Below are 20653 nucleotides of genomic sequence, written 5' to 3'. Positions count from 1 at the left end.
CATGAAAACCCAGCTCTCACTCATTTTTTCGTTCACGCTAGCCGCCGCCTGTGTAACGTGGTTTAGCCAAGATTCCATCAACGCCTATTGGCAACAAACCTACCACCAAACCAGCCCGCTGGAAGCCCTTGCCCCCCACGCCCAATGGACAACAGGCGCAAAATGGCAACACGCCGCCAGCGAGCAATTAGGCAGCCTGAAAAACTGGATTGCCGCCCAAAACGAGCAACTGCCCGTCAATATTGCCGCCGCGCAAGAAGCCGCTCGCCTAGAAGCCGAAGCCCAAGCCGCCGCGCAACGCGAAGCCGCCCGTTTAGCCGCCCAACGTCAAGCCGAGCAAGCCCGCGCTGCCGCAGCCCAAGCCAAGCAGAGGCAGCCTGAAAAGCCCATCGCGCCACAAAAAGCTGTTTTACGACAAGGAGATGTGGTATTCTTTACAGGCGATTCGTTGATGCAAGGCGTTGCCCCCTTTGTGCAACAAAGCCTCAAACAACAATACGGCATCGCCTCCATCAACCTCAGCAAACAAAGCACAGGCTTGTCTTACCCCAACTTTTTTGACTGGCCGCTCACCATTGAGCAAACCTTCAAAGAAAACCCCAATATACGGCTGATGGTGATGTTTCTCGGCGCGAACGACCCGTGGGATTTCCCCAACCCCAAAGGCGGCGCGTATTTAAAATTCCAAACGCCCGAATGGGAAGCCGAATACCTAAACCGCGTCAATCGCATTTTGGACACCGCCAAGCAACACAACGCCCAAGTCATTTGGCTTGGCGTGCCCTATATGAAAAAGAAAAAACTGGATGACCAAATGCGTTATCTAGACAAACTGTTCGCTGCGCATCTCAAAGACAAAGTATTTTGGATACCAACCGCCAACCTACTAAGCAACGGCGGCAACGAATACAGCGACTCGGTAGAAATTGGCGGCAAAATCGTCCGCTATCGCAGCAAAGACGGCATCCACTTTTCCGTTGAAGGACAAAAACTACTCGCGCAAGCCATCATGCAAAAAATTGAGTTTGCGCAACCATAAGGATTGAACAACATGGACATAGCAAAAGTAATTCTCGTGTTTGGCGGATTAAGCCTCAACAGCGCCATCCCCCAAGCCGCCCAAGCCGACAACATCACCGCCGTAAGCAGCGCAGGCTTGCTGCAAAACTACGGCAACGCCAAACCGCAATGGGTAAAAAAATTGCGCAGCATTTCAGGCGCAAAAGACAACCGCAAATTCCGCATCGTGCAAATCGGCGATTCCCACACCGCGGGCGATTATTTCACCGACCAACTGCGCCAACGCCTGCAAAGCCGCTGGGGCAACGGCGGCATCGGCTGGATTTACCCCAGCGCAGTCAAAGGGCAACGCCAAGCGCTGCCGCGCTACAACAGCAACGGCTGGGCAACGCTCACCAGCCGCGGCTCGCAAGCCGACTTCCCGCTCGGCGGCGTGATTGCCCAATCCACCACAGGCGGCGACCTCACCATCAACTCCACCGCGCAAGGCAGCGAAGGCACGCAAGACGTTGCCCTGTTTATTAAACCCGCCGCCAACAACCAAACACTCAGCATCAACGGGCAACACATCCCGATTGAAAACGCAGGCTGGCAAGTGCTCTACACCCAAGCCACGCTGCCGCTATCCATCAGCAACGACGCAATGCCGTGGACTGTCGGCTTGGTGAACATTGAAAACCAACGCGCAGGCGTTACCCTATCCGCGATGGGCATCAACGGCGCGCAAATGAGCCAATGGTCAAAATGGCGGCAAAACTGGCTGGGCGATTTAGCGCAAACCCAAGCCGATTTGGTTATCCTTGCCTATGGCACCAACGAAGCCTTCAACGAAAAACTGGACGTGCAGCAAACCGAGCAAACATGGCGCAACTACATCCAGCTCATCAAACAAACGCTGCCCAACGCAGGCATTTTGGTCATCGGCGCACCCGAATCGCTGAAAACCAAAGTAGGCGACTGCGGCACCCGCCCCGAGTATCTGGATGCCGTGCAATCCATGCAGATGCGCGTTGCCCAAGAAGAGCAAACGCTGTATTGGTCGTGGCAAGACGCAATGGGCGGCGCGTGCAGCATGAAAGCGTGGTCGGAACAAGGCTTGGCGGCTAAGGATGGCGTGCATTTTTCCAAACTGGGCTATCAACAAGCCGCCGATGTGTTGGCGAATGATTTGATTGCGTTGGTGAAATAAGCTGTTTGATGCGTTTCAGGCTGCCTCTGTTGTTGTGAACAAAGGCAGCCTGAAAACAGAGTAACGTTGTAATCGAGCTAATTACCCCATGCCAAAGGCAGCCTGAAAACCCTACCCCCGTTTTCAGGCTGCCTTTAATCATCCCATCCCCGCCTACCCATCCACCTCCAACACCACAGGCAAATGGTCGGATGCCGCAAACTGGCTCACATGGCAAGCCCCTTTCAGGCTGCCTTTCACAAAAATATGATCCAGCGACTGCTTCGGCTTCCAGCTTGGGTAGGTGGGCGAATCCAGCGTTAGCCGCGCATAATCGTGGTCGGTCAGCAAACAAAGCTGCTCCGCATCGGGCGGGCAATTAAAATCCCCCATCAAACACACATTCTCAAACGCCGCCAACTTCTGCCGCACAAAGCGAATCTGGCGAAACTGGTCCACCGCCCCCAAGCTCAAATGCACATTCGCCACCACCAGCCGCCCCCGCGCCGTTTCCACCTCCGCCGCCAGCATCCCGCGCCCCTTAATCTTGCTCGGCAACGGCTCGTTCACCACCTCGCGCATCGGCGATTTGCTCAAAATCAAATTGCCATGCCGCGACAGCTTGCCCACCACGCGATTCACCTGCCACACCGAATGCGAAAACGGCGTTTGCGCCAACAACTGCTGCGCTTGGCTCAAAAAACCATTGCGCAGCCCGCCAAAATCAATCTCCTGCAAGCACACCACATCAAAATCGCTGATAAAGCGCGCAATATCCGCCAACACCTGCCGCTTCGCGGGGCTGGGCAACACCTGCCGATGCAGCCGCAGCGCATAGCTCAAATAGCTGGTGGACGCAATCGCCGCCTGAATGTTGTAACTCAAAATCCGCATCATGCTCACCAGCTAAACGAACGCCCCACCATCCCCGCCGCACCATGCTCATTACCATAACCCCGCGCATAAGTGCCCGCGCAGCCCGACAGCGCAGCCAACAACAAAACCAATCCAAACAATCTCATCACAGCCATTCCCAAACAACAATGCACAAGCCCCGATTTTAACACCGCAGCAGCCTGAAAACAGGCAATCCCCTTTATTAAACAGCAAAAACAAGCTAAAATCGCGCCCTTTGTTTACCACCCGATTAGGAAAAAATCCAATGAAAACAGCACAAGAACTCCGCGCAGGCAACGTATTTATGATTGGCAACGACCCCATGGTCGTGCAAAAAACCGAATACATCAAAGGCGGACGCTCATCCGCCAAAGTATCCATGAAGCTGAAAAACCTGCTCACAGGCGCAAACAGCGAAACCATCGTGAAAGCAGACGACAAATTTGACGTGGTGGTATTAAGCCGCAAAAACTGCAAATACAGCTACTTCGCCGACCCCATGTATGTGTTTATGGACGACGAATTCAACCAATACGAAATCGAAGCCGACAACATCGGTGACGCGCTCAAATTTATCGTGGATGGCATGGAAGACGACTGCGAAGTAACGTTCTACGAAGGCAACCCGATTTCCGTAGAGCTGCCCACCATCATCGTGCGCGAAGTGGAATACACCGAGCCCGCTGTTAAAGGCGACACATCAGGCAAAGTGATGAAAACCGCACGCTTGGTTGGCGGCACAGAAATCCAAGTGATGTCCTACATTGAAAACGGCGACAAAGTGGAAATTGACACCCGCACAGGCGAATTCCGCAAACGCGCGTAATCCCCCATCGCCACAGCCAAAGGCAGCCTGAAAACATTTTATGCCGTTTTAGCTCCGCTGAAACGCGCCGCGCCCGTTTTCAGGCTGCCTTTGCGTTGGCGGAATGGGCGCAATCGCCTGCCGCGCACGGAGCGGATTGAATGCAATCATCCGCCCGCCCATCCTGCGCAGGCGCATCACGCAAAACAAAAAAGGCAGCCTGAAAACCGTTTCCCGTTTTCAGGCTGCCTCAATCGTTCAAAATTACCGCTTCTCTTTTTTCTGGCACTTGCCGCACACGCCATACATATACAAAGCGTGGTCCACAATGCGGTAGCCGTTGTCCTGCGCGATTTTATCCTGCAAGCGTTCAATCTCTTCGTTATGAAACTCGGTAACATCGCCGCATTTCACGCACACCAAATGGTCGTGGTGCTCGCCCTTGTTCAGCTCGTAAACCGCTTTGCCCGTTTCAAAATGATGGCGCAGCAAAATGCCCGCCTGTTCAAACTGCGTGAGCACGCGGTAAATCGTCGCCACGCCCACTTCAATGCCGTCATCCAACAAAATGCGGTACACATCTTCCGCGCTCAAATGCTCGTCCGCGTGCGATTCAAACAAATCCAAAATTTTCAAACGCGGCCCGGTAACCTTCAAACCATTTCCCTTTAACTGCGCGATGTTATCCATGCAAATTCCTTATAATGCGATAAAAACAGATGCCGTATAATAGCATTTTTCGCCCACAAGCCCCAGCCTAAATAATAAAAGTTTTCAATAAACTTTTTCGCATGGGGCGGCTGTGGTATCTTTCCCATTTTCATTTTGTTTACGAAAGGCAAAGCCCTTGAAAACCCATCTTCTCGCCATCGCCGCCATCGCCGCCATCGCCGCGCTCAGCGCGTGCACGCCCAAACTGGTTGAAAAACTGCCTTATTACAAACTTTCCGTGGTGCAAGGCATCCCGCTGGATGCCAACGCCGTGCTCGCCCTGCGCGCGGGCATGACGCGCCAGCAAGTCGCCATGGAAATCGGCACGCCCCTGCTTAACAACGCTTTTCGCACCGACCGCTGGGATTATGTTTACGAAGTGGTGCGCGGCAACAAAGTTAAAGAACACCGCAATTTAAGCGTTTATTTTGATGCCAACGGCGCAGTCAGTCGCATTGAAGGCAACGCTTTGGACTACGCGCGTGAGCAAATCGCCGCGTCTCAACAAACTGCAAAATAAGGAGTACATCATGGCACAACTGAAAATCGCCATTGCGGGCGCAAACGGGCGCATGGGCAGAACACTGGTGCAAGCCGTTGAAGCCAATCCCAACACCGTTTTGACGGGCGCGCTGGACCGCGCAGGCTCGGGCGTATTGGGCTTGGATGCGGGCTTTGCGCTGGGCATCAAAACCGGCGTGAAAGTAACCGACAATGCAGACATCGCCTTGGACGACGCGGATGTGTTGATTGATTTCACCCGCCCCAGCGCGTCTTTGCCGCTGATTGAAAAATGCGCCGCCAGAGGTATCAAAATGGTGATTGGCACAACGGGTTTTGACGATGCGGGCAAAGCCGCCATTGCCAACGCCGCGCAGAAAAACGCCATTGTGTTCGCCGCCAATTTTAGCGTAGGCGTAAACTTGACTTTTCATATTTTAGACACCGTGTCGCGCGTGTTAAACGATGGCTACGACATTGAAATCATTGAAGCGCACCATCATCACAAAGTGGATGCGCCCAGCGGCACGGCGTTGCGCATGGGCGAAGTGATTGCCAACGCGGTGGGGCGCGATTTGAAAGAATGCGCGGTGTATGGGCGCGAAGGGCACACGGGCGCGCGCGACCCCAAAACCATCGGTTTTTCCACCATCCGCGCGGGCGACATTGTGGGCGAACACACCGCGCTGTTTGCCACCGATGGCGAGCGCGTGGAAATCACCCACAAAGCCAGCAGCCGTATGACGTTTGCCGCCGGCGCAGTGCGCGCCGCCGTGTGGCTGCAAAACCATCCGACCGGCTTGTTTGACATGCAGGATGTGTTGGGCTTGAAAAACTGATTGCCATGCCATAAGGCAGCCTGAACAGCATGTTGAACCGTTTTCAGGCTGCCTTTACCATATCGGGTGCAATCGGGCATACATTCGCCCCCCCATCGCCAAATAGGCAGCCTGAAAATCAAAACGCGCCTGCCGTTACAACAAAAAAGGAAACCCCGTCATGAATCATCCCGAAACCGAAACTCCGCAACAAACACAGCCTGAAAACCACGCGCACAGCGCCAAGCACAAAAAAACTAGCAAGCGCGAACTCATCCGCCAACGCAGCATCTACGCCCTGCCCAATTCGTTCACCCTTGCCGCGCTGTTCGCCGCCTTTTTCGCCATCACCCAATCCATGCACGGGCGATACGAAAGCGCGGCAATCAGCGTGTTTATCGCTATGCTGCTGGACGGCATGGACGGGCGCATCGCCCGCTTCACCAACAGCCAAAGCGCGTTTGGCGAACAGCTGGACAGCCTTGCCGACATGGTGAGCTTTGGCGTTGCCCCCGCGCTGATTGTGTATAACTGGCAGCTTTACGAATTTGGCAAGCTGGGCTATTGCGTAGCGTTTATCTATTGCGCCTGCGCCGCGCTGCGCCTTGCCCTGTTTAACACGCTGATTGGCAAAGTGAGCAAAAAATGGTTTATCGGCATCCCCAGCCCCACCGCCGCCGCGCTGATGGTGGGCATGATATGGCTGGACCGCAGCTACGACGGCATCTTTGACCAATCCAGCATTTGGGTGCTGCTGCTCACCCTGTTTGCCGGTTTGTCTATGGTGGTGCAAATTCCGTTTTGGAGCTTCAAAGAAATCAAACTGCGCCACCGCATTTCGTTCCCCCGCATGATTGGCATGCTGATGCTGATTGTGCTGCTGGTGTTACAGCCCGCGCTGATTCTGTTCCTCGCCTTTTTTGCATACAGCCTGTCGGGCTATGTGATGTGGGCATGGCAAAAATGGCAGGGCGGCAAAACGCGCTTGGATTGAATTTCAGGCTGCCTTTGGGTTTTGCAAAGGTTTCAGCCTGAAAAAGCAAACCGCCCGTCAGCTTATGTGGCTGATTTGGAAAGGCAAAGGCAGCCTGAAAACGCCCCAACCCGTTTTCAGGCTGCCTATCAACCGCCCATTCCACACGGCGAAAACATCCGCTATTGCGCCGTCCAATCCTCCCATTTCAAATCGCCAATCTGCGCAAATTCTTTCGTATTGTGCGTTACCAAAACCGCATCCGCCGCCAAGGCGTGCGCCGCAATCCACAAATCATTGCCGCCAATCATCGCCCCTTGCCGTTTCAGCGCATCGCGCCAGCGCGCATAGTGTTCGCAAATCGGCGTTTCAGGCAGCAAAACGGACACAATCTGCACCAAGCGGGCGATGTTTTCGCGCGCTTTTTCAGGGTTTCGGCTGCCTTGCGCGCCGCTTAACAATTCGGCATAGCTCACAAAACTCATGCACAGCTTGGCATGGCTCGGCAGGCGGTTGATTTTCTCGCGCACCGCAGGCGGGTTGTTTTTCTGAATATAAATCAAGATATTGGTGTCTAGCATATACATCATAGCGCATCACGCTCCTGCGGCGGCTCGTTATCGCGCGCTGCCACGCCGGCGATAAAGTCGTCATCAAACTGCGCCAGCACCGCAAACAGTGCGTCGCCACGCTGGCTGCTTTGCGGCGCGCGCAACACCACATCGCCGTTTTCGGCGCGGAAAATTTCCACCGTGTCGCCATTAAAACGAAAGTCTTTCGGAATGCGAACCGCTTGGCTGCCGCCGCTTTGGAAGATTTTGGTTAGCATCGCTGCTCCTTGTATATATGAAAAATGTTTCGTATATATTAAGCAAAAACAGCCCCGCCATCAAGCCAAGGCAGCCTGAAAATGCCCCAACCCGTTTTCAGGCTGCCGACTAAATTCCGGTTTACAAACCTTTACAGCATCCCCACAAAGTTTATAATCCCACCCTTTACCCCATAGGAACACACCCAATGGCACTTATCGTACAAAAATACGGCGGCACCTCAGTCGGCTCGCCCGAGCGCATCAAAAACGTTGCCAAGCGCGTTGCCGCCGCGCGCCAAGAAGGGCATGACGTGGTGGTGGTGGTGTCCGCCATGAGCGGCGAAACCAACCGCCTTGTCGCCCTTGCCCACGAAATGCAGGAATTTCCCGACCCGCGTGAATTAGACGTGGTGTTGGCAACGGGCGAGCAAGTTACCATCGGCTTATTGGCGATGGCGTTGAAAAACATCGGCGTGGAAGCCAAAAGCTACACGGGCTGGCAGGTTGCCGTGAAAACCGACACCGCCCACACCAAAGCCCGCATTGAAGACATTGACAGTGACAAAATGCGCGCCGATTTGGTGCAAGGCACGGTGGTGATTGTGGCGGGCTTTCAGGGCATCAGCAGCGCGGGCGATATTTCCACGCTGGGGCGCGGCGGCTCGGACACATCGGCGGTGGCGCTTGCCGCTGCGCTCAAAGCCGATGAATGCCAAATCTACACCGATGTAGACGGCGTTTACACCACCGACCCGCGCGTTGTGCCCGAAGCGCGGCGTATGGACACCATCACATTTGAAGAAATGCTGGAACTGGCGAGCTTGGGCAGCAAAGTATTGCAAATCCGCTCCGTTGAATTTGCAGGCAAATACCAAGTGCGCCTGCGCGTGTTAAGCAGCCTCACCGAAGGCGGCAATGGCACTTTGATTACTTTTGAGGAAGATGAAAACATGGAAAAAGCAGTCGTTTCAGGCATCGCCTTCGACAAAAACCAAGCCCGCATCAACGTGCGCGGCGTTCCCGACAAACCCGGCATCGCCTACCAAATCTTGGGCGCGGTTGCCGATGCCAATGTGGACGTGGACATGATTATCCAAAACATGGGCAACGAGGGTACGACCGATTTCTCGTTCACTGTGCCGCGCGGCGACTACAAGCCCACTTTGGAACTGCTCGGCAGCCTGAAAGACAGCATCGGCGCGGCGGAAGTGAGCGGCGATGATGCGGTGTGCAAAGTCTCCATCGTGGGCTTGGGCATGCGTTCGCACGTGGGCATCGCGGCGCGAATGTTCCATGCGCTGGCATCGGAAAACATCAACATCCAGATGATTTCCACTTCTGAAATCAAAGTTTCGGTGCTGATTGACGAGAAATATTTGGAGCTGGCAACGCGCGTGCTGCACAAAGAGTTTGGCTTGGATAAAGCGTAATCATGATTTTCAGGCTGCCTATGGGTAACGTAGGCAGCCTGAAATCTATATAACGCATCGCCGACGGGCGAAGCCATCGGCAGCCTGAAAACCCTTTTCCCCGCTTATCTCTATGCTTGAATCCCTTATCCTCCATAACCAACAAACCGCGCTGCTGTTCCACGCCACCACCGAATGGCTGGCGTTAAGCGGCGGCTTTATGCTGTATAACCACATCCGCAAACGCCGCGGGCATCCCTCCGCGCTCGCCAGCAAAGGCGGCATTTGGGTGCTGGCGTTTTGCTTGCTGGGCGCGGGCATCGGCAACAAGCTGGTGTCTATTTTGCAGTTCCCCGAATACTGGGCGCTGGCGCACAGCAACCCCAAGCAATTTTGGCTGGTGGTGGTGTCGGGGCAAAGCGTGGTGGGTGGCTTGTTGGGCGGCTGGCTGGGCGTGGAAATCGGCAAAAAAATTGGCGGCATCACCTCGCGCACGGGCGACGATTTTGTTGCGCCGATTTTGCTTGGGCTGGTGATTGGGCGCACAGGCTGCTTTGTGGCGGGGCTGTATGACGGCACTTACGGCGTGCACACCACGCTGCCTTGGGGCGTGGATTTTGGCGACGGCGCGCGCCACCCCACCCAGCTCTACGAATGGCTCGCCGCGCTGATTGCGCTTATCACGCTGCCCAAATGGCGGCAGTATTTTGCCCACGAGCAAGGCTTGTCGTTTCGCGTGTTGATGTTTGGCTACTTGCTTTGGCGGTTAATCATCGACAGCATCAAACCCGTGCCCGCGGGCTGGTGGCTGGGGATGAGCGGCATCCAATGGGTGTGCCTGTTTGCGCTGCTGGTGATGGCGGCAACCTATCGGCGCGTGAGATAGTTTCAGGCTGCCTCTGCGCGGGCACAATAGGCAGCCTGAAAACAAGAAAACCATAACAAGGAACAATCATGGGAACATTCTTCCGCGCCATCATCGCTTTTTTGAAAGCCGTTGTTTTGGGCTTGGCTGCGCTGTTTATGGTGTCGTTGGGGCTATGCGCGGTTCTTGTGGTGGGGGCGGGTGCCGCCAATGCGATGGGGACGGGGGCTGGTCTGGTGGGCGGATTTTTCGCATTGTTGTTTATGATTTTGGTATTTATCAACGGGTTCAAAGCATCCAAACGCACTTCGCGCGCATCCCAACGCGCTTTGCGCCCATCCGATAAAAAGCCCGTGCCACCGCATTACTACCGCGACCGTGCCCAGCGGCGTAAACAACGTGAACAAGAAAACAACGACAACGCAAATTGATTTTAGCTTCGCTTCGCCACGCCACGACGCTTCGCAGGCTGCCTTTGCGCGAATACAATAGGCAGCCTGAAAACAAGAAACCAAATATAAACGGCATAACAAGGAACAACTATGGGAACATTCTTTCGCGCCATCATTGCTTTGATAGCGGCTATTTTTCTCGGCTTGGGCGCGCTGCTGCTGGTGGGGTTTGGCGTATGCGCATTGGCGGCGACCACGGGCAGCATGGGTGTGTTTGAAGCGGGCGTGGTGGTGGGTATTATTGCCACGCTGGCATTTAGCATTCGGGTGTTTATCAGCGTGTTCAAAGCATCCAAACGCACTTCACACTCATCCCAACGCGCTTTGCGCTCATCCGATAAAAAGCCCGTGCCACCGCATTACTACCGCGACCGCGCCCAGCGGCGTAAACAACGTGAACAAGAAAACAACGACAACGCAGATTGATTTTAGCTTCGCAACGCCACGACGCTCCGCAGGCTGCCCTTGCGCGAATACAATAGGCAGCCTGAAAACAAGAAACCAAATATAAACGGCATAACAAGGAACAATCATGAGAACATTTATCAGCGCCATCATCGCCTTGCTGGTGGCTATTTCTCTTGGCTCGGGCGTGCTGTTGGTAGCGGCGGTCGGTGTATGTGTTGGGGGCGGTGGCTCAGATATTAAAAAAGGCGTGGTTGTGGGTATTATCGGCGCATTGGTGTTTAGCGGCTGGGTGTTTGTGAGCGTATTCAAATCATTAGATAAATCCTCGCACTCAAACGGCGAGCAGGGCAAGCCACCCGTGCCACCGCATTACTACCGCAACCGCGCCCAACAACGTAAATCCAACAACAACGAAAACCAAGAGTAACAACCTGTATTCATTTTAGCTTCGCCACGCCACTACGCTGGGCAGGCTGCCTTTTACGCCTTAACCCGAGGCAGCCTGAAAGCTAAAATGGTTTATTCAACAGAGCTATATTGGTTAGCAAAATGTCGGCGAGCCGCCGACGCGCCACAGATTGCAGGTTTTGCAAAGGTTGCAGCCTGAAACCCCAAACAGTCCACTCGCCCGCAGAGGCAGCCTGAAAACCATATCGCAGTACAAAAAACAAACCCAACCCTACCAAAAGGAACACCCCATGTCGCGCAAAAACCGCCCCTACCATTTCTACAACACCACTGCCTCCGTGTGCAGCACCTGCTTCAAGCAAATAGAAGCAAAAATCGTGTTTAAAAACAACCACGTTTATATGGACAAATGGTGTCCCAACCACGGCATGCAGCGCGTGCTCATCAGCGACGATGCCGAATACTATCGCCTCGGGCGCGAAGTGTTTGTGAAAAAACCCGAAATGCCGCAACGCTTCAACAGCGAAATGCACTACGGCTGCCCCTACGACTGCGGGCTTTGCCCCGACCACATGCAGCATTCCTGCCTGTCTATCGTAGAAATCAACCGCGCCTGCAACCTTAACTGCCCCGTGTGCTTTGCCGACAGCGGCACGCACCGCAGCGAACACTATCCGCTGGCAACCGTGGAAACCATGCTGGATGCCATCGTTGCCAACGAAGGCGAGCCCGATGTGGTGCAAATTTCAGGCGGCGAGCCCACCATCCACCCGCAATTTTTTGACATTCTTGCCGCCGCCCGCCGCCGCCCCATCAAGCACCTGATGATAAACACCAACGGCATCCGCCTTGCGCAAGACCCCGAATTTGCCCAGCAACTCGCCGCCACAGGCAAACACGGCTTAGAAATCTACTTGCAATTTGATTCGCTGGATAACGCCGTAACCCAAACCCTGCGCGGTGCCGATTTAAGCCGCATTCGCCAGCAAGCCCTTGCCAACCTCAACCGCGCAGGCTTATCTACCACGCTGGTGGTAACCGTTGCCAAAGGCGTGAACGACCACGAAATCGGCGACATCATCCGCTTTGCCGCCAGCCAACCCTGCGTGCGCGGCGTAACCTTGCAGCCCGTGCAGTTTGCCGGGCGCACCGACAACGTGGACGGCAAAAACCGCCTCACCGTGAGCGAAATCCGCCGCAAAATCGTGGAACAAAGCGGCTTGTTTAGCGAAGCCGACATCATGCCAGTGCCCTGCAATCCCGACACGCTGGCGATGGGCTACGCCTTTAAAGACGGCGCAAGTATCACCCCGCTCACCCGCTATTTAGACCCGCAAACCTTGGTGGAAAGCGCGGGCAACACCATTGTGTTTGAACACGATGCCAGCCTGAAAGAACACGTGTTTAAGCTGTTTTCCACCAACCACAGCCCCGAATCGCAAGCCAACTGTTTGAGCGAACTGATGTGCTGCCTGCCCGAAATTTCCGCGCCCGCCAACTTGGGCTATGAAAACGTGTTCCGCATTTTGGTGGTGCAATTTATGGATGCCGAAAATTTGGATTTACGCAGCCTGAAAAAATCTTGCATCCACTTTGCCACGCCCGATGGCAGGCTTATCCCGTTTGAAAGCTACAATTTGTTTTACCGCCCCGAGATGGCGGCGAAATTGGCGCAGATTCGCCACAGGATTGATGCGGGCAACGCGATGTGGGCGGAAGGGAAAGGGAAAGTGTTTGCGATTGCGGAGGAGTGAAGTAGGGTGTGTGAATGTGTTCGCGCACCGTGTGGCGAAGGTTTAATCGCGCATATAAAGTTTTCAGGCTGCCTCTGGGTATTGAGGCAGCCTGAAAACGTTTATTGCGTGGCTTGGTTGATTTTGTCGGCTTCTTGGTTAAGCTGCTTTTGGATGTCTTGGGCGGCTTGTTTGCTTTTGTTGTTCATGTCTAACACTTGGCTGGCGGCTTGGCTGCTGGCTTGGTCGGCGGTTTTGGATGCGCTGTCGCAGGCGGTTAGGGTGGCGAGCATTAGGGCGAGGGGGAGGAGTTTGTGGTGCATGGGGGTTTCCTTGTAGGGGGTGGGTAAATGGTGAATGGAGGCAGCCTGAAAATGGGCGTAGACTGTTTCAGGTTGCCTAAATATCCAGTTCTGCCTGATCGCCCTCGCGTTCCATCCATGCGCGGCGGCTGGCGGCTTCGCCTTTGCCCATCAGTTTGATAAAGATGTTTTCGGTGTCGTGGCGTTCTAAATCGGGGATGGTTACTTGCAGCAGGCGGCGGGTGTCGGGGTGCAGCGTGGTGTCTTTGAGTTGGTCGGGGTTCATTTCGCCCAAGCCTTTGAAGCGGCTGATGGAATAGGCGCTGGGTTTGATGTTTTCTTTGTGCAGCCGCTCCAAAATGCTGTCCAGCTCGGCTTGGTCCAGCGCGTAGAGTTTGCGTGCGGGCTTGTTTTTGCCTTGCGCGTTGATGTCCACGCGAAACAGCGGCGGCTGGGCAACGTAGATGTGTCCGTGTTCTATGAGCTTGGGGAAGTGTTTGTAGAACAGGGTGAGCAGCAGCACTTGGATGTGCGAGCCGTCCACGTCGGCATCGGATAGGATGGCGATTTTGCCGTAGCGCAGGGTGCTTAAATCGGGCTGGTCGCTGGCGCCGTGGGGGTCTATGCCGATGGCGACAGAGATGTCGTGGATTTCGGCGTTGCCAAACAGTTGGTCGCGGTGGATTTCAAAGCTGTTGAGCACTTTGCCGCGCAGGGGCAAGATGGCTTGGGTGTTTTTATCGCGGGCGAGCTTGGCTGAACCGCCTGCACTGTCGCCTTCCACCAGAAACAGCTCGTTTTCGCGGATGTCTTCGCTTTCGCAGTCGGTGAGTTTGCCCGGTAACACGGCAACGCCGCTGCCTTTTTTCTTTTCTATTTTTTTGGTGCTGCGCAGGCGGGCTTGGGCTTGTTTGATGGCGAGTTCGGCGATTTTTTTGCCGTGTTCAATGTTTTGATTGAGCCAGAGTTCCAGCGGGTCGCTGCATACGCTGGATACCAGTTTAAGCGCGTCGCGGTTGGTGAGCTTGTCTTTGGTTTGCCCTTGGAATTGGGGGTCTAGGATGCGGGCGGACAGCACGAAAGCGGCGCGGCTGAATACGTCGTCGCTGTTGAGTTTGACCCCGCGCGGCAGTAGGTTGTGGTGGTTGATAAAGTTGTTTACCGCGTTAAACATGGCTTGTTTCAGCCCTGCTTCGTGCGTGCCGCCGAGCGGAGTGGGGATGAGGTTGACATAGCTTTCGTTGGCGCAAGTGCCTTCTTCCAGCCATGTGAGGGCAAACGCTGCGCCTTCGCCTGCGTGGAAGTCGTCGTTGCTTTGGGCTAGATAGTTTTCGCTGGCGAAAATGGGCACGGCTTCTTGGGCGTTGGCAAGCAGGTCTTCCAAATAGCTGGGCAAGCCTTGCGGGTAGTGCCATGTTTGGGTGGTGGTGGCGTTTTCAGGCTGCCCTTTGCTGGGGCGGGTGAGGCTGACTTCTACGCCTTGGAGCAATACGGCTTTGGCGCGCAGCAGGCGTTCTAGCTCGGCAAGGTTGTAGCTGGGCTGTTCAAAATAGTGGGTATCGGGGTACACGCGCACTTCGGTGCCGGTGTCTTTTTGCGCGCAGGTGCCGATTGGGTGCAGGGGTTCAACCACGTCGCCGCCTGCAAAGGCGATGTGTTGGATTTTGCCGTCGCGTTTAACGGTTACGTCTAGCCGTTTGGACAGGGCGTTGGTTACGGATACGCCCACGCCGTGCAAGCCGCCTGAGAAGGCGTAGGCGCCGCTGCCTTCGGTTTTGTTGAATTTGCCGCCTGCGTGTAGCTGCGTGAACACGAGTTCTACCACGGGCAGATGTTCGGTGGGGTGGTTGCCTGTGGGGATGCCGCGCCCGTTGTCGCGCACGGTGATGGATTGGTCGCTGTGGATTTCTACGCTGATGCGGGTGGCGTAGCCGCCGAGGGCTTCGTCGGCGGCGTTGTCTATGACTTCTTGGATGATGTGGGTGGGGCTGTCGGTGCGGGTGTACATCCCTGGGCGTTCTTTGACGGGTTCTAGGCCTTTGAGAACTTTGATGCTGGATTCGGTGTAGTGGGGTTGTTGGGACATGGTTGGGGGATGGGGGTGAACAAAGGGGGGCATTTTACTAAAAAATGAGGTGGACTGCTTTGGGGCAGCCTGAAAGTCAATCTATCCAGTAAAACGAAATGGTTTGGCGGAATAGCAGATGGGTTTGGTTTTTAGGCTGCCTTTGAGGGCATTAAGGCAGCCTGAAAATGGTTTGTGCTTTGTGGTTAGCATTCGTTTAGCTTTAACCATGCGTCTCGTGCCGACGGGGCACTTCCTTTTCTTTGCTTCGCCAAAGAAAAGTAAGCAAAAGAAAGGCGACCCCGACGTGCAGGTTTGGCTGTGCCAAACTTCCCTCACTGCGCATCCTTTTTTCGGCGCGTGCGAACTAGCCGTGCTGCGCACGTCGTCGGACAAGCGCACGCTTTTTCCCGAAAAAAGGATGCTCCGTTCGGCTGGACGTAGGGGAGAGCGGCAGTAGTAAACTGTTGTGAAGCGTTAGGCAGCCTGCGGAGCGCAGCGGAGTTGCGAAGCTAAATTCAATTTATTCGGTAAAAAATCGCTTGGCAGAATATCAAGCGATTTTGTTTTTCAGGCTGCTTTTGGTTTGGCTGGATTATTGTTCCGATTATGTTGAACTGCGTTTCAGGCTGCCTTTGGGTACACGCCCCCCAAAGGCAGCTTGCATGGCGCAGCGGAGTTGCGAAGCTAAAATGCTTTACGCAACAGCTTGGCGGTTATTTTGCGCGAGCACGATGGCGATTTCGCCAAACTGGTTTTCTTGTTGCACGCGCACCAAGCCTTCTTTGACCAGCTCCAACAGGGCGATGAAATTGACGACAACATGCGCTGCACCCAGCTCGGGCTGGAACAGCTGGGAGAAGGCGCAGCTTGCTTGGGCGTTGAGTTTGCGCAGGATGGCGCTCATGCGTTCGCGCACGGAGACGGCTTCGTGTTCTATCTGGTGGTTTTGGTTGTGTTTGACGCGGGAGAGGATGCCGAGCCACGCTTGGGTGAGGTCGGCGAGTTGCACTTCGGGCAGGCGTTGGGCTTGGGCGATTTCCAGCGGTAGGTATGCCCAGCCGAAGTCGCGTCCTGCGCGGGGGAGCGCGTCTAAGCCTTGGGCGGCGAGTTTCATTTGTTCGTAGGCGAGCAGGCGTTGGACGAGCTCGGCGCGGGGGTCGGCTTCGGGTTCTTCGTTTTCAGGCTGCGTTTGCGGCAGCAGCAGGCGGGATTTGATTTCTATGAGCACGGCGGCCATCAGCAGGTATTCGGCGGCAAGGTCAAATTGGCGGGCTTCCATTTGGTTGATGTAGCCGAGGTATTGCTCGGTGATTTGCAGCATGGGGATGTCCAGCACGTCTAGGTTTTGCTTGCGGATGAGATACAGCAGTAAATCCAGCGGGCCTTCAAAGCTGCTGAGGACGACTTGTAGAGCTTGGGGGGGGATGAAGAGGTCTTTGGGGAGGTCGGTTACGGGTTGTCCGAAGAGGTAGGCGATGGTCATGGTGTGAATGTGGAGGGATGGGTTTCAGGCTGCCTTGGGCGGATGGCGGGCGGGGTAGCGACGAGCCGTCGCTGCTCCATTTTTGGCGTTAATCGGGGTCTAGCGCGGCGAGGCAGTCGGCCAGGGGGGCGAATAGGTTTTCGGTGAGGTGGCGGAAGGTGGGGCTGTTGATGGGGGTGTCGTCGTCTCGTCCGTAGATGAGTTTGGTTTCGGGGTAGTCGGCTTGGGCGAAGCCTGTGTAGCCTTTGTGGTAAACGGCGTGGGCTGCTTTTTGCGCTTTATCCCAATCGGGGGTTTTGCCGGTGTAGTAGGCGCGGGCGACGGCGAGGGTTACGCGGGGGAAGAAGGGGATGGGGTGCTGTTGCCCTTGTTGGTAGGCGGCGAGCCATTGGGCGAGGGTGGCTTGGGCGGTTTCTTGGGCGATGGGGGGGAGGGTGATACTTTGGTGTAGGGAGAGGTAGTGAGTGGGCTGGGGGGTGGGCTGGGGGGCGGCTGCGCTGTATATGAGGTGGCGCAGCAGCAGTTCTATGCTGTCGCTGGCTTGCAGGGTGGCTTGGGTGTTGTGGTTGGGGAGGAATTGGTGGGCGTAGAGGATTTGTCCGTGTTGGTGGTTGTGGCTGAGGGTGTAGTTAAGCGTGCCTGTGGGGAGTTTCAGGCTGCCTGTTTGGTCGGGGTGGCGCGGGCTTTGGATGAGTTCGCTGTTTAGCCCTGCGGCGGCGATGGCTTGTTCTTGGGCGATAAGGGTGTTGAATTCGCCTGTGGGCAGTTGGCTTTGGGCGGTTAGGGTGGTTGCTAGCTCGGCGAAGTCTTGGTTGTGCTGGCGCGCTTGGGTGTAGGCGGTGTCTAGTTGGCGTGGGTTGTCGATAGTAAATGGCTCGCTGCTGGGGTGGGCGGCTTGGGTGTGGGGGGCTTGCCAGCCGAGGGTGTGTTTGAGCCATTGGCGGTTGGGGTTGCGCCAGTATTGTAGGAAGGTGGCTTGGGGGATTTCAGGCTGCTCTTGTGTTTCGTGGGCTGGGGTGTAGTTTTGCAGAAAGGGGGCGGCGGGGGGCTGCGGGGTGTTGAGGGCTTGGGCGTAGTCTTGGCGGGTGCTGATGAGTTTGGCTGCGCTGGAATGGTTTTTCAGGCTGCCTGTGTAGTATTTGGGGGAGAAGGGTTGCAGGGGGTGCTGGGTTATCCAATGTTGGTTAAGCTGGTTGGCGGGGATTTGGGTGAGCGCGGCGATGGTGTCAATGAGTTCGCCGATGAGCGTGCTGGGGGCGCGTTCTTCGTCGGTGCGGATGTCTTTGCCGATGTAGGAGAGATAGAGGACTTCGCGGGCGGATAGGATGGCTTCTAGGAACAGATAGCGGTCGTCGTCGCGGCGGGCGCGGTCGCCTTTTTGCGGGTGTTGGGCGATAAGGTCGTAGGGGGCGGCTTTGGTGTTGCGGGGGTAGTCGCCGTCGTTGAGCCCGAGTAGGCAGAGGACTTTAAATGGCAGGCTGCGCATGGGCACCATGCTGCAAATAGTGATGCCGCCGCGCAAAAAGCCTGCGTCGTTTTGGCTGGCGAGGTATTGGTTGAGGTGTTGGATGGCGATGGTTTGGTTGATGGTTTGGGTGTAGTGGGCGGTTTGGGCTTCGTTTTGCCATTGGGCGAGGGCAGCTTCCAGCTGCTGGTGGGCTTGGTGGTCGTCGTCGCTTTGTGGGGTGATGAGGTCGTTCATCAGGTTGTGGATGCGCTCGTTCCATTGGGGGACGGTGGCGGGGGTTTGCCATTGGTTTTGGTGGCGGATAAGGGTGGCGACGAGGGCGGCGAAGCGGCTGAGGGGGGCTTGGTGGCTGGGGTTGCTGCTGTGGGGGGCGATGTTGTGCCAGAGGGGGTTGGCGGGGTTTTCAGGCAGCATAAAGCCGAGCACGAGGCGTTCTAGCCCTTGTTGCCATGTGTATTGGGCGTTGGGCTGGCTGCTGTGTTGGCTGCGTTGTGCGGCATCGCTGCCCCAGCGGATGTTGAGTTGGGCGATGGTGTCGTGGATGAGGGGCAGGTCGTCGCGGGTGAGCCGATGGGTGGCGAGGATGAGTTCGTTATCCAACAGGGCGATGAGTTTATCGGCTTCAAAGCGGCTGTCCATCAGGGCGAGGGTTTGCGCGAGGGCATCCAGCAGGGGCTGGCGGTGGGCGATTTGGGTGTCGGACAGGGAATAGGGCAGGGGGTAGGGGCTGTGTTTGCCGAAGATGGCTTCTATGTAGGGGGTGTAGGGTTCTATATGGGGGGTGAGGATGGCGATGTCGTGCGGTTGCCAATCAGGGTGTTGGGCAAGCAGCACGAGCAGCTGGTCTTTGAGGATTTGCAGTTCGCGCAGGGGGCTGTGCGCGCTGTGGATTTGGATGCTGGGGTCGGCATTGAGCTGGGCGAGGGCGAGGTTTTGCTGGTGGGTGAGTTGGATTTGTCGGATGGCGTTTTGCTCGGGCGTGAGGCAGCCTGAAAACAGGTCGGGGGTTTCGTTGGTGTTTGGGGTGTTTGGGGTTTTGGCTTCGCCGAAACTTACTGCGTTCGTTTTCAGGCTGCCTTGATAGGGGGCGAGGGCGGTTTGGTATTGTTGGTTAAGCTGCTGTTGGGCAGCCTGAAAACGCGGTTGGCTGTGCACATAATCTTGATGCGCGGCAAGCCAGCCGTTGGCGTGGGCGGTTTCGGGCAGGGTTTGGCTTTGGATGTGGTATTGGATGCTGTGCAACAGGCTGGGGGATTGGGGCTCGCTGGTGTAGGAATCTAGGTCTAATTGGGCTTCTACTTCGGCAAGCTCGTTGAAAAAATCGCGCCCTTGTTTGCCCAGCGAGGCAAGCAGGGGATGCCCTTGGTAGCTTAAATCGGCGGTTTGGGTTTGGTTCAGGATTTGCGCGGGCTCGATGATGTTGCCCCAGTAGGCTTGGCTGGGGTTGAGGGCGAAGATGTGCACTTGGCTGTGTTGCGCAAGCTGGGCGAGCAGTTGCAGATACATGGGGGCGAGGGTGGCGATGCCGAACACGAAATAGCGTTGCGGCAGGCGAGGATTGGGGCGGGCGAGCGATTGCATCAGCGTGCGCCACAGTTGCACACGGTGCGGCGCGCCTTGTTTACCGTCGTCCAGATGCTGCCAAAGCTGGGCTTGCCAGATTTGGGTGTCCGCGCTGCGGCTGTGCGCCAGCTCGGGGACGAGTTTGCCTGCCGCCCATGTTTCTATCCAGTCGGGGCGGTACACAAGATATTGGTCAAACACATCGGCAAGCTGCCCCGCGAGCTGATAGGCGGCGTAATCGCCGTTGTGCAAATACGGCGCAAGGGCTTGGCGTGCGGCGGCAAAATCGGGCGATTGGGCGAACTCATCGGATTGGAACAGCGCCAGCAGCCGCCAGCGCATCACTTCGGATGAAAACGGGCTGAGCGCGGGGATATCGGGCATGGCTTCGCGCATCAGCCGCCACGCCAAACCTGCGGGCAGGCTGAAACGGAGGTTGGCGGCGATGCCCGTTTCGCGGGCGAGGTATTGGCTGATGTAGCGGCGCATGCCTTGGCTTTGGATGACGATTTCTTCGGCGGCAAAGGGGTTTTCCAACGGCGCGACTTGTTGGATGCGGGCGAGCATTTGCGCGATGTCTTCAAGGCGGTTGGATTGGTAGAGATGGAGCATGGCGGCGCGAGGGGCAGGGGTTGCGATGGGGGTGGATTATAGATGAGGCAGCCTGAAAGCGGGGGAAATGGTTGGGGTGGGTTTCAGGCTGCCTATTGTTTGCCCGTGCAGGCGTTTCGCCGCCTACCACGAGCAGGGGCAAGCCCCTGCACCCCGTGTAGCATTCGCCATTTGTTGC

The 20653-nt window shown here is 56.0% G+C and carries 22 protein-coding genes; 12 read left to right on the top strand and 10 right to left on the bottom strand.

Annotated features, from left to right (window positions below):
- The first annotated feature begins 1 nt into the window (after nt 1).
- A complete protein-coding gene (locus H3L93_RS09145) occupies nt 2-1039 on the top strand; it encodes an SGNH/GDSL hydrolase family protein (protein ID WP_003793828.1) in 1038 nt (345 codons plus the stop codon).
- A gap of 12 nt (nt 1040-1051) precedes the next feature.
- The gene (locus H3L93_RS09140; protein WP_003793829.1) at nt 1052-2209 is read left to right on the top strand and encodes an SGNH/GDSL hydrolase family protein; all 1158 of its coding nucleotides are present in this window, start codon (nt 1052-1054) and stop codon (nt 2207-2209) included.
- A gap of 153 nt (nt 2210-2362) precedes the next feature.
- Here H3L93_RS09140 and H3L93_RS09135 read toward each other — a convergent pair whose 3' ends face one another.
- Both H3L93_RS09135 and H3L93_RS13375 read right to left on the bottom strand, forming a co-directional pair.
- Entirely contained in the window at nt 2363-3085 is a 723-nt protein-coding gene (locus H3L93_RS09135; RefSeq protein ID WP_003793831.1) for an endonuclease/exonuclease/phosphatase family protein, read from the bottom strand.
- 2 nt (nt 3086-3087) lie between these two features.
- On the bottom strand, nt 3088-3210 hold the full coding sequence (locus H3L93_RS13375; protein WP_281364991.1) for a hypothetical protein: 123 nt from the start codon (nt 3208-3210) through the stop codon (nt 3088-3090).
- Nucleotides 3211-3350: 140 nt separating this feature from the next.
- On the opposite strand from H3L93_RS13375, the gene efp reads away from it, so the two are divergent.
- Nucleotides 3351-3911 carry an elongation factor P gene (gene efp, locus H3L93_RS09130; RefSeq protein WP_003793834.1) on the top strand — a complete coding sequence of 187 codons (561 nt, stop codon included), beginning with the start codon at nt 3351-3353 and terminating at the stop codon, nt 3909-3911.
- A 243-nt stretch (nt 3912-4154) separates the two neighbouring features.
- Here the strand turns inward: efp and fur are convergent, their stop codons facing one another.
- Nucleotides 4155-4580 (bottom strand): ferric iron uptake transcriptional regulator, encoded by a 426-nt coding sequence (gene fur, locus H3L93_RS09125; protein ID WP_003793837.1) that lies wholly within the window; start codon nt 4578-4580, stop codon nt 4155-4157.
- Between the two features lie 157 nt (nt 4581-4737).
- On the opposite strand from fur, the gene H3L93_RS09120 reads away from it, so the two are divergent.
- The 3 genes from H3L93_RS09120 (at nt 4738) to pssA (ending at nt 6914) form a co-directional block, all read left to right on the top strand.
- The gene (locus H3L93_RS09120; protein ID WP_003793842.1) at nt 4738-5121 is read left to right on the top strand and encodes an outer membrane protein assembly factor BamE; all 384 of its coding nucleotides are present in this window, start codon (nt 4738-4740) and stop codon (nt 5119-5121) included.
- A 10-nt stretch (nt 5122-5131) separates the two neighbouring features.
- Nucleotides 5132-5941 carry a 4-hydroxy-tetrahydrodipicolinate reductase gene (gene dapB / locus H3L93_RS09115; protein WP_003793843.1) on the top strand — a complete coding sequence of 270 codons (810 nt, stop codon included), beginning with the start codon at nt 5132-5134 and terminating at the stop codon, nt 5939-5941.
- Between the two features lie 160 nt (nt 5942-6101).
- Nucleotides 6102-6914, top strand: a complete 813-nt coding sequence (pssA, locus tag H3L93_RS09110) for a CDP-diacylglycerol--serine O-phosphatidyltransferase (RefSeq protein WP_003793847.1) — start codon at nt 6102-6104, stop codon at nt 6912-6914.
- 161 nt (nt 6915-7075) lie between these two features.
- Here the strand turns inward: pssA and H3L93_RS09105 are convergent, their stop codons facing one another.
- Both H3L93_RS09105 and H3L93_RS09100 read right to left on the bottom strand, forming a co-directional pair.
- Entirely contained in the window at nt 7076-7483 is a 408-nt protein-coding gene (locus tag H3L93_RS09105; protein WP_003793849.1) for a PIN domain-containing protein, read from the bottom strand.
- Nucleotides 7480-7722 (bottom strand): antitoxin, encoded by a 243-nt coding sequence (locus tag H3L93_RS09100; protein ID WP_003793850.1) that lies wholly within the window; start codon nt 7720-7722, stop codon nt 7480-7482. Before H3L93_RS09100 ends, H3L93_RS09105 begins: the two co-directional genes overlap by 4 nt.
- Before the next feature lie 188 nt (nt 7723-7910).
- On the opposite strand from H3L93_RS09100, the gene H3L93_RS09095 reads away from it, so the two are divergent.
- The 6 genes from H3L93_RS09095 to H3L93_RS09070 all read left to right on the top strand — a co-directional run bounded on the left by H3L93_RS09095 (nt 7911) and on the right by H3L93_RS09070 (nt 13000).
- Nucleotides 7911-9134 carry an aspartate kinase gene (locus H3L93_RS09095; RefSeq protein ID WP_003793854.1) on the top strand — a complete coding sequence of 408 codons (1224 nt, stop codon included), beginning with the start codon at nt 7911-7913 and terminating at the stop codon, nt 9132-9134.
- 112 nt (nt 9135-9246) lie between these two features.
- Entirely contained in the window at nt 9247-9999 is a 753-nt protein-coding gene (locus H3L93_RS09090) for a prolipoprotein diacylglyceryl transferase family protein (protein ID WP_003793855.1), read from the top strand.
- Nucleotides 10000-10067: 68 nt separating this feature from the next.
- A complete protein-coding gene (locus H3L93_RS09085) occupies nt 10068-10409 on the top strand; it encodes a hypothetical protein (protein ID WP_003793857.1) in 342 nt (113 codons plus the stop codon).
- Nucleotides 10410-10520: 111 nt separating this feature from the next.
- A complete protein-coding gene (locus tag H3L93_RS09080) occupies nt 10521-10856 on the top strand; it encodes a hypothetical protein (protein ID WP_003793861.1) in 336 nt (111 codons plus the stop codon).
- Nucleotides 10857-10962: 106 nt separating this feature from the next.
- Nucleotides 10963-11265, top strand: a complete 303-nt coding sequence (locus H3L93_RS09075; protein ID WP_003793863.1) for a hypothetical protein — start codon at nt 10963-10965, stop codon at nt 11263-11265.
- Between the two features lie 271 nt (nt 11266-11536).
- A complete protein-coding gene (locus H3L93_RS09070; protein ID WP_050755536.1) occupies nt 11537-13000 on the top strand; it encodes a radical SAM protein in 1464 nt (487 codons plus the stop codon).
- Between the two features lie 101 nt (nt 13001-13101).
- Here the strand turns inward: H3L93_RS09070 and H3L93_RS09065 are convergent, their stop codons facing one another.
- From H3L93_RS09065 to H3L93_RS09045, 5 genes are all read right to left on the bottom strand, one after another.
- A complete protein-coding gene (locus H3L93_RS09065; protein ID WP_003793870.1) occupies nt 13102-13302 on the bottom strand; it encodes a hypothetical protein in 201 nt (66 codons plus the stop codon).
- A gap of 76 nt (nt 13303-13378) precedes the next feature.
- Complete coding sequence (gene parE, locus H3L93_RS09060) at nt 13379-15367, bottom strand: DNA topoisomerase IV subunit B (protein WP_003793872.1); 1989 nt, start codon at nt 15365-15367, stop codon at nt 13379-13381.
- A 676-nt stretch (nt 15368-16043) separates the two neighbouring features.
- Nucleotides 16044-16832 carry a segregation and condensation protein A gene (locus tag H3L93_RS09055; RefSeq protein ID WP_003793876.1) on the bottom strand — a complete coding sequence of 263 codons (789 nt, stop codon included), beginning with the start codon at nt 16830-16832 and terminating at the stop codon, nt 16044-16046.
- Between the two features lie 88 nt (nt 16833-16920).
- Complete coding sequence (gene recC / locus H3L93_RS09050; RefSeq protein WP_003793878.1) at nt 16921-20475, bottom strand: exodeoxyribonuclease V subunit gamma; 3555 nt, start codon at nt 20473-20475, stop codon at nt 16921-16923.
- Nucleotides 20444-20617, bottom strand: coding sequence for a hypothetical protein (locus tag H3L93_RS09045; protein WP_155802938.1), 174 nt, complete (start codon nt 20615-20617; stop codon nt 20444-20446). The genes recC and H3L93_RS09045 overlap by 32 nt, the downstream gene beginning before the upstream one ends.
- Between the last annotated feature and the right edge of the window lie 36 nt (nt 20618-20653).

Source organism: Kingella oralis (assembly GCF_014054985.1).
Lineage (GTDB): Bacteria > Pseudomonadota > Gammaproteobacteria > Burkholderiales > Neisseriaceae > Kingella_B > Kingella_B oralis.
This window is presented reverse-complemented; position numbering and strand designations above follow the sequence as displayed.

Coding starts and splice junctions, on each gene's coding strand:
- H3L93_RS09145 (WP_003793828.1), top strand. CDS start 2: ATGAAAACCCAGCTCTCACTCATTTTTTCGTTCACGCTAGCCGCCGCC.
- H3L93_RS09140 (WP_003793829.1), top strand. CDS start 1,052: ATGGACATAGCAAAAGTAATTCTCGTGTTTGGCGGATTAAGCCTCAAC.
- H3L93_RS09135 (WP_003793831.1), bottom strand. CDS start 3,085: ATGATGCGGATTTTGAGTTACAACATTCAGGCGGCGATTGCGTCCACC.
- H3L93_RS13375 (WP_281364991.1), bottom strand. CDS start 3,210: ATGAGATTGTTTGGATTGGTTTTGTTGTTGGCTGCGCTGTCGGGCTGC.
- efp (WP_003793834.1), top strand. CDS start 3,351: ATGAAAACAGCACAAGAACTCCGCGCAGGCAACGTATTTATGATTGGC.
- fur (WP_003793837.1), bottom strand. CDS start 4,580: ATGGATAACATCGCGCAGTTAAAGGGAAATGGTTTGAAGGTTACCGGG.
- dapB (WP_003793843.1), top strand. CDS start 5,132: ATGGCACAACTGAAAATCGCCATTGCGGGCGCAAACGGGCGCATGGGC.
- pssA (WP_003793847.1), top strand. CDS start 6,102: ATGAATCATCCCGAAACCGAAACTCCGCAACAAACACAGCCTGAAAAC.
- H3L93_RS09105 (WP_003793849.1), bottom strand. CDS start 7,483: ATGATGTATATGCTAGACACCAATATCTTGATTTATATTCAGAAAAAC.
- H3L93_RS09100 (WP_003793850.1), bottom strand. CDS start 7,722: ATGCTAACCAAAATCTTCCAAAGCGGCGGCAGCCAAGCGGTTCGCATT.
- H3L93_RS09095 (WP_003793854.1), top strand. CDS start 7,911: ATGGCACTTATCGTACAAAAATACGGCGGCACCTCAGTCGGCTCGCCC.
- H3L93_RS09090 (WP_003793855.1), top strand. CDS start 9,247: ATGCTTGAATCCCTTATCCTCCATAACCAACAAACCGCGCTGCTGTTC.
- H3L93_RS09085 (WP_003793857.1), top strand. CDS start 10,068: ATGGGAACATTCTTCCGCGCCATCATCGCTTTTTTGAAAGCCGTTGTT.
- H3L93_RS09080 (WP_003793861.1), top strand. CDS start 10,521: ATGGGAACATTCTTTCGCGCCATCATTGCTTTGATAGCGGCTATTTTT.
- H3L93_RS09075 (WP_003793863.1), top strand. CDS start 10,963: ATGAGAACATTTATCAGCGCCATCATCGCCTTGCTGGTGGCTATTTCT.
- H3L93_RS09070 (WP_050755536.1), top strand. CDS start 11,537: ATGTCGCGCAAAAACCGCCCCTACCATTTCTACAACACCACTGCCTCC.
- H3L93_RS09065 (WP_003793870.1), bottom strand. CDS start 13,302: ATGCACCACAAACTCCTCCCCCTCGCCCTAATGCTCGCCACCCTAACC.
- parE (WP_003793872.1), bottom strand. CDS start 15,367: ATGTCCCAACAACCCCACTACACCGAATCCAGCATCAAAGTTCTCAAA.
- H3L93_RS09055 (WP_003793876.1), bottom strand. CDS start 16,832: ATGACCATCGCCTACCTCTTCGGACAACCCGTAACCGACCTCCCCAAA.
- recC (WP_003793878.1), bottom strand. CDS start 20,475: ATGCTCCATCTCTACCAATCCAACCGCCTTGAAGACATCGCGCAAATG.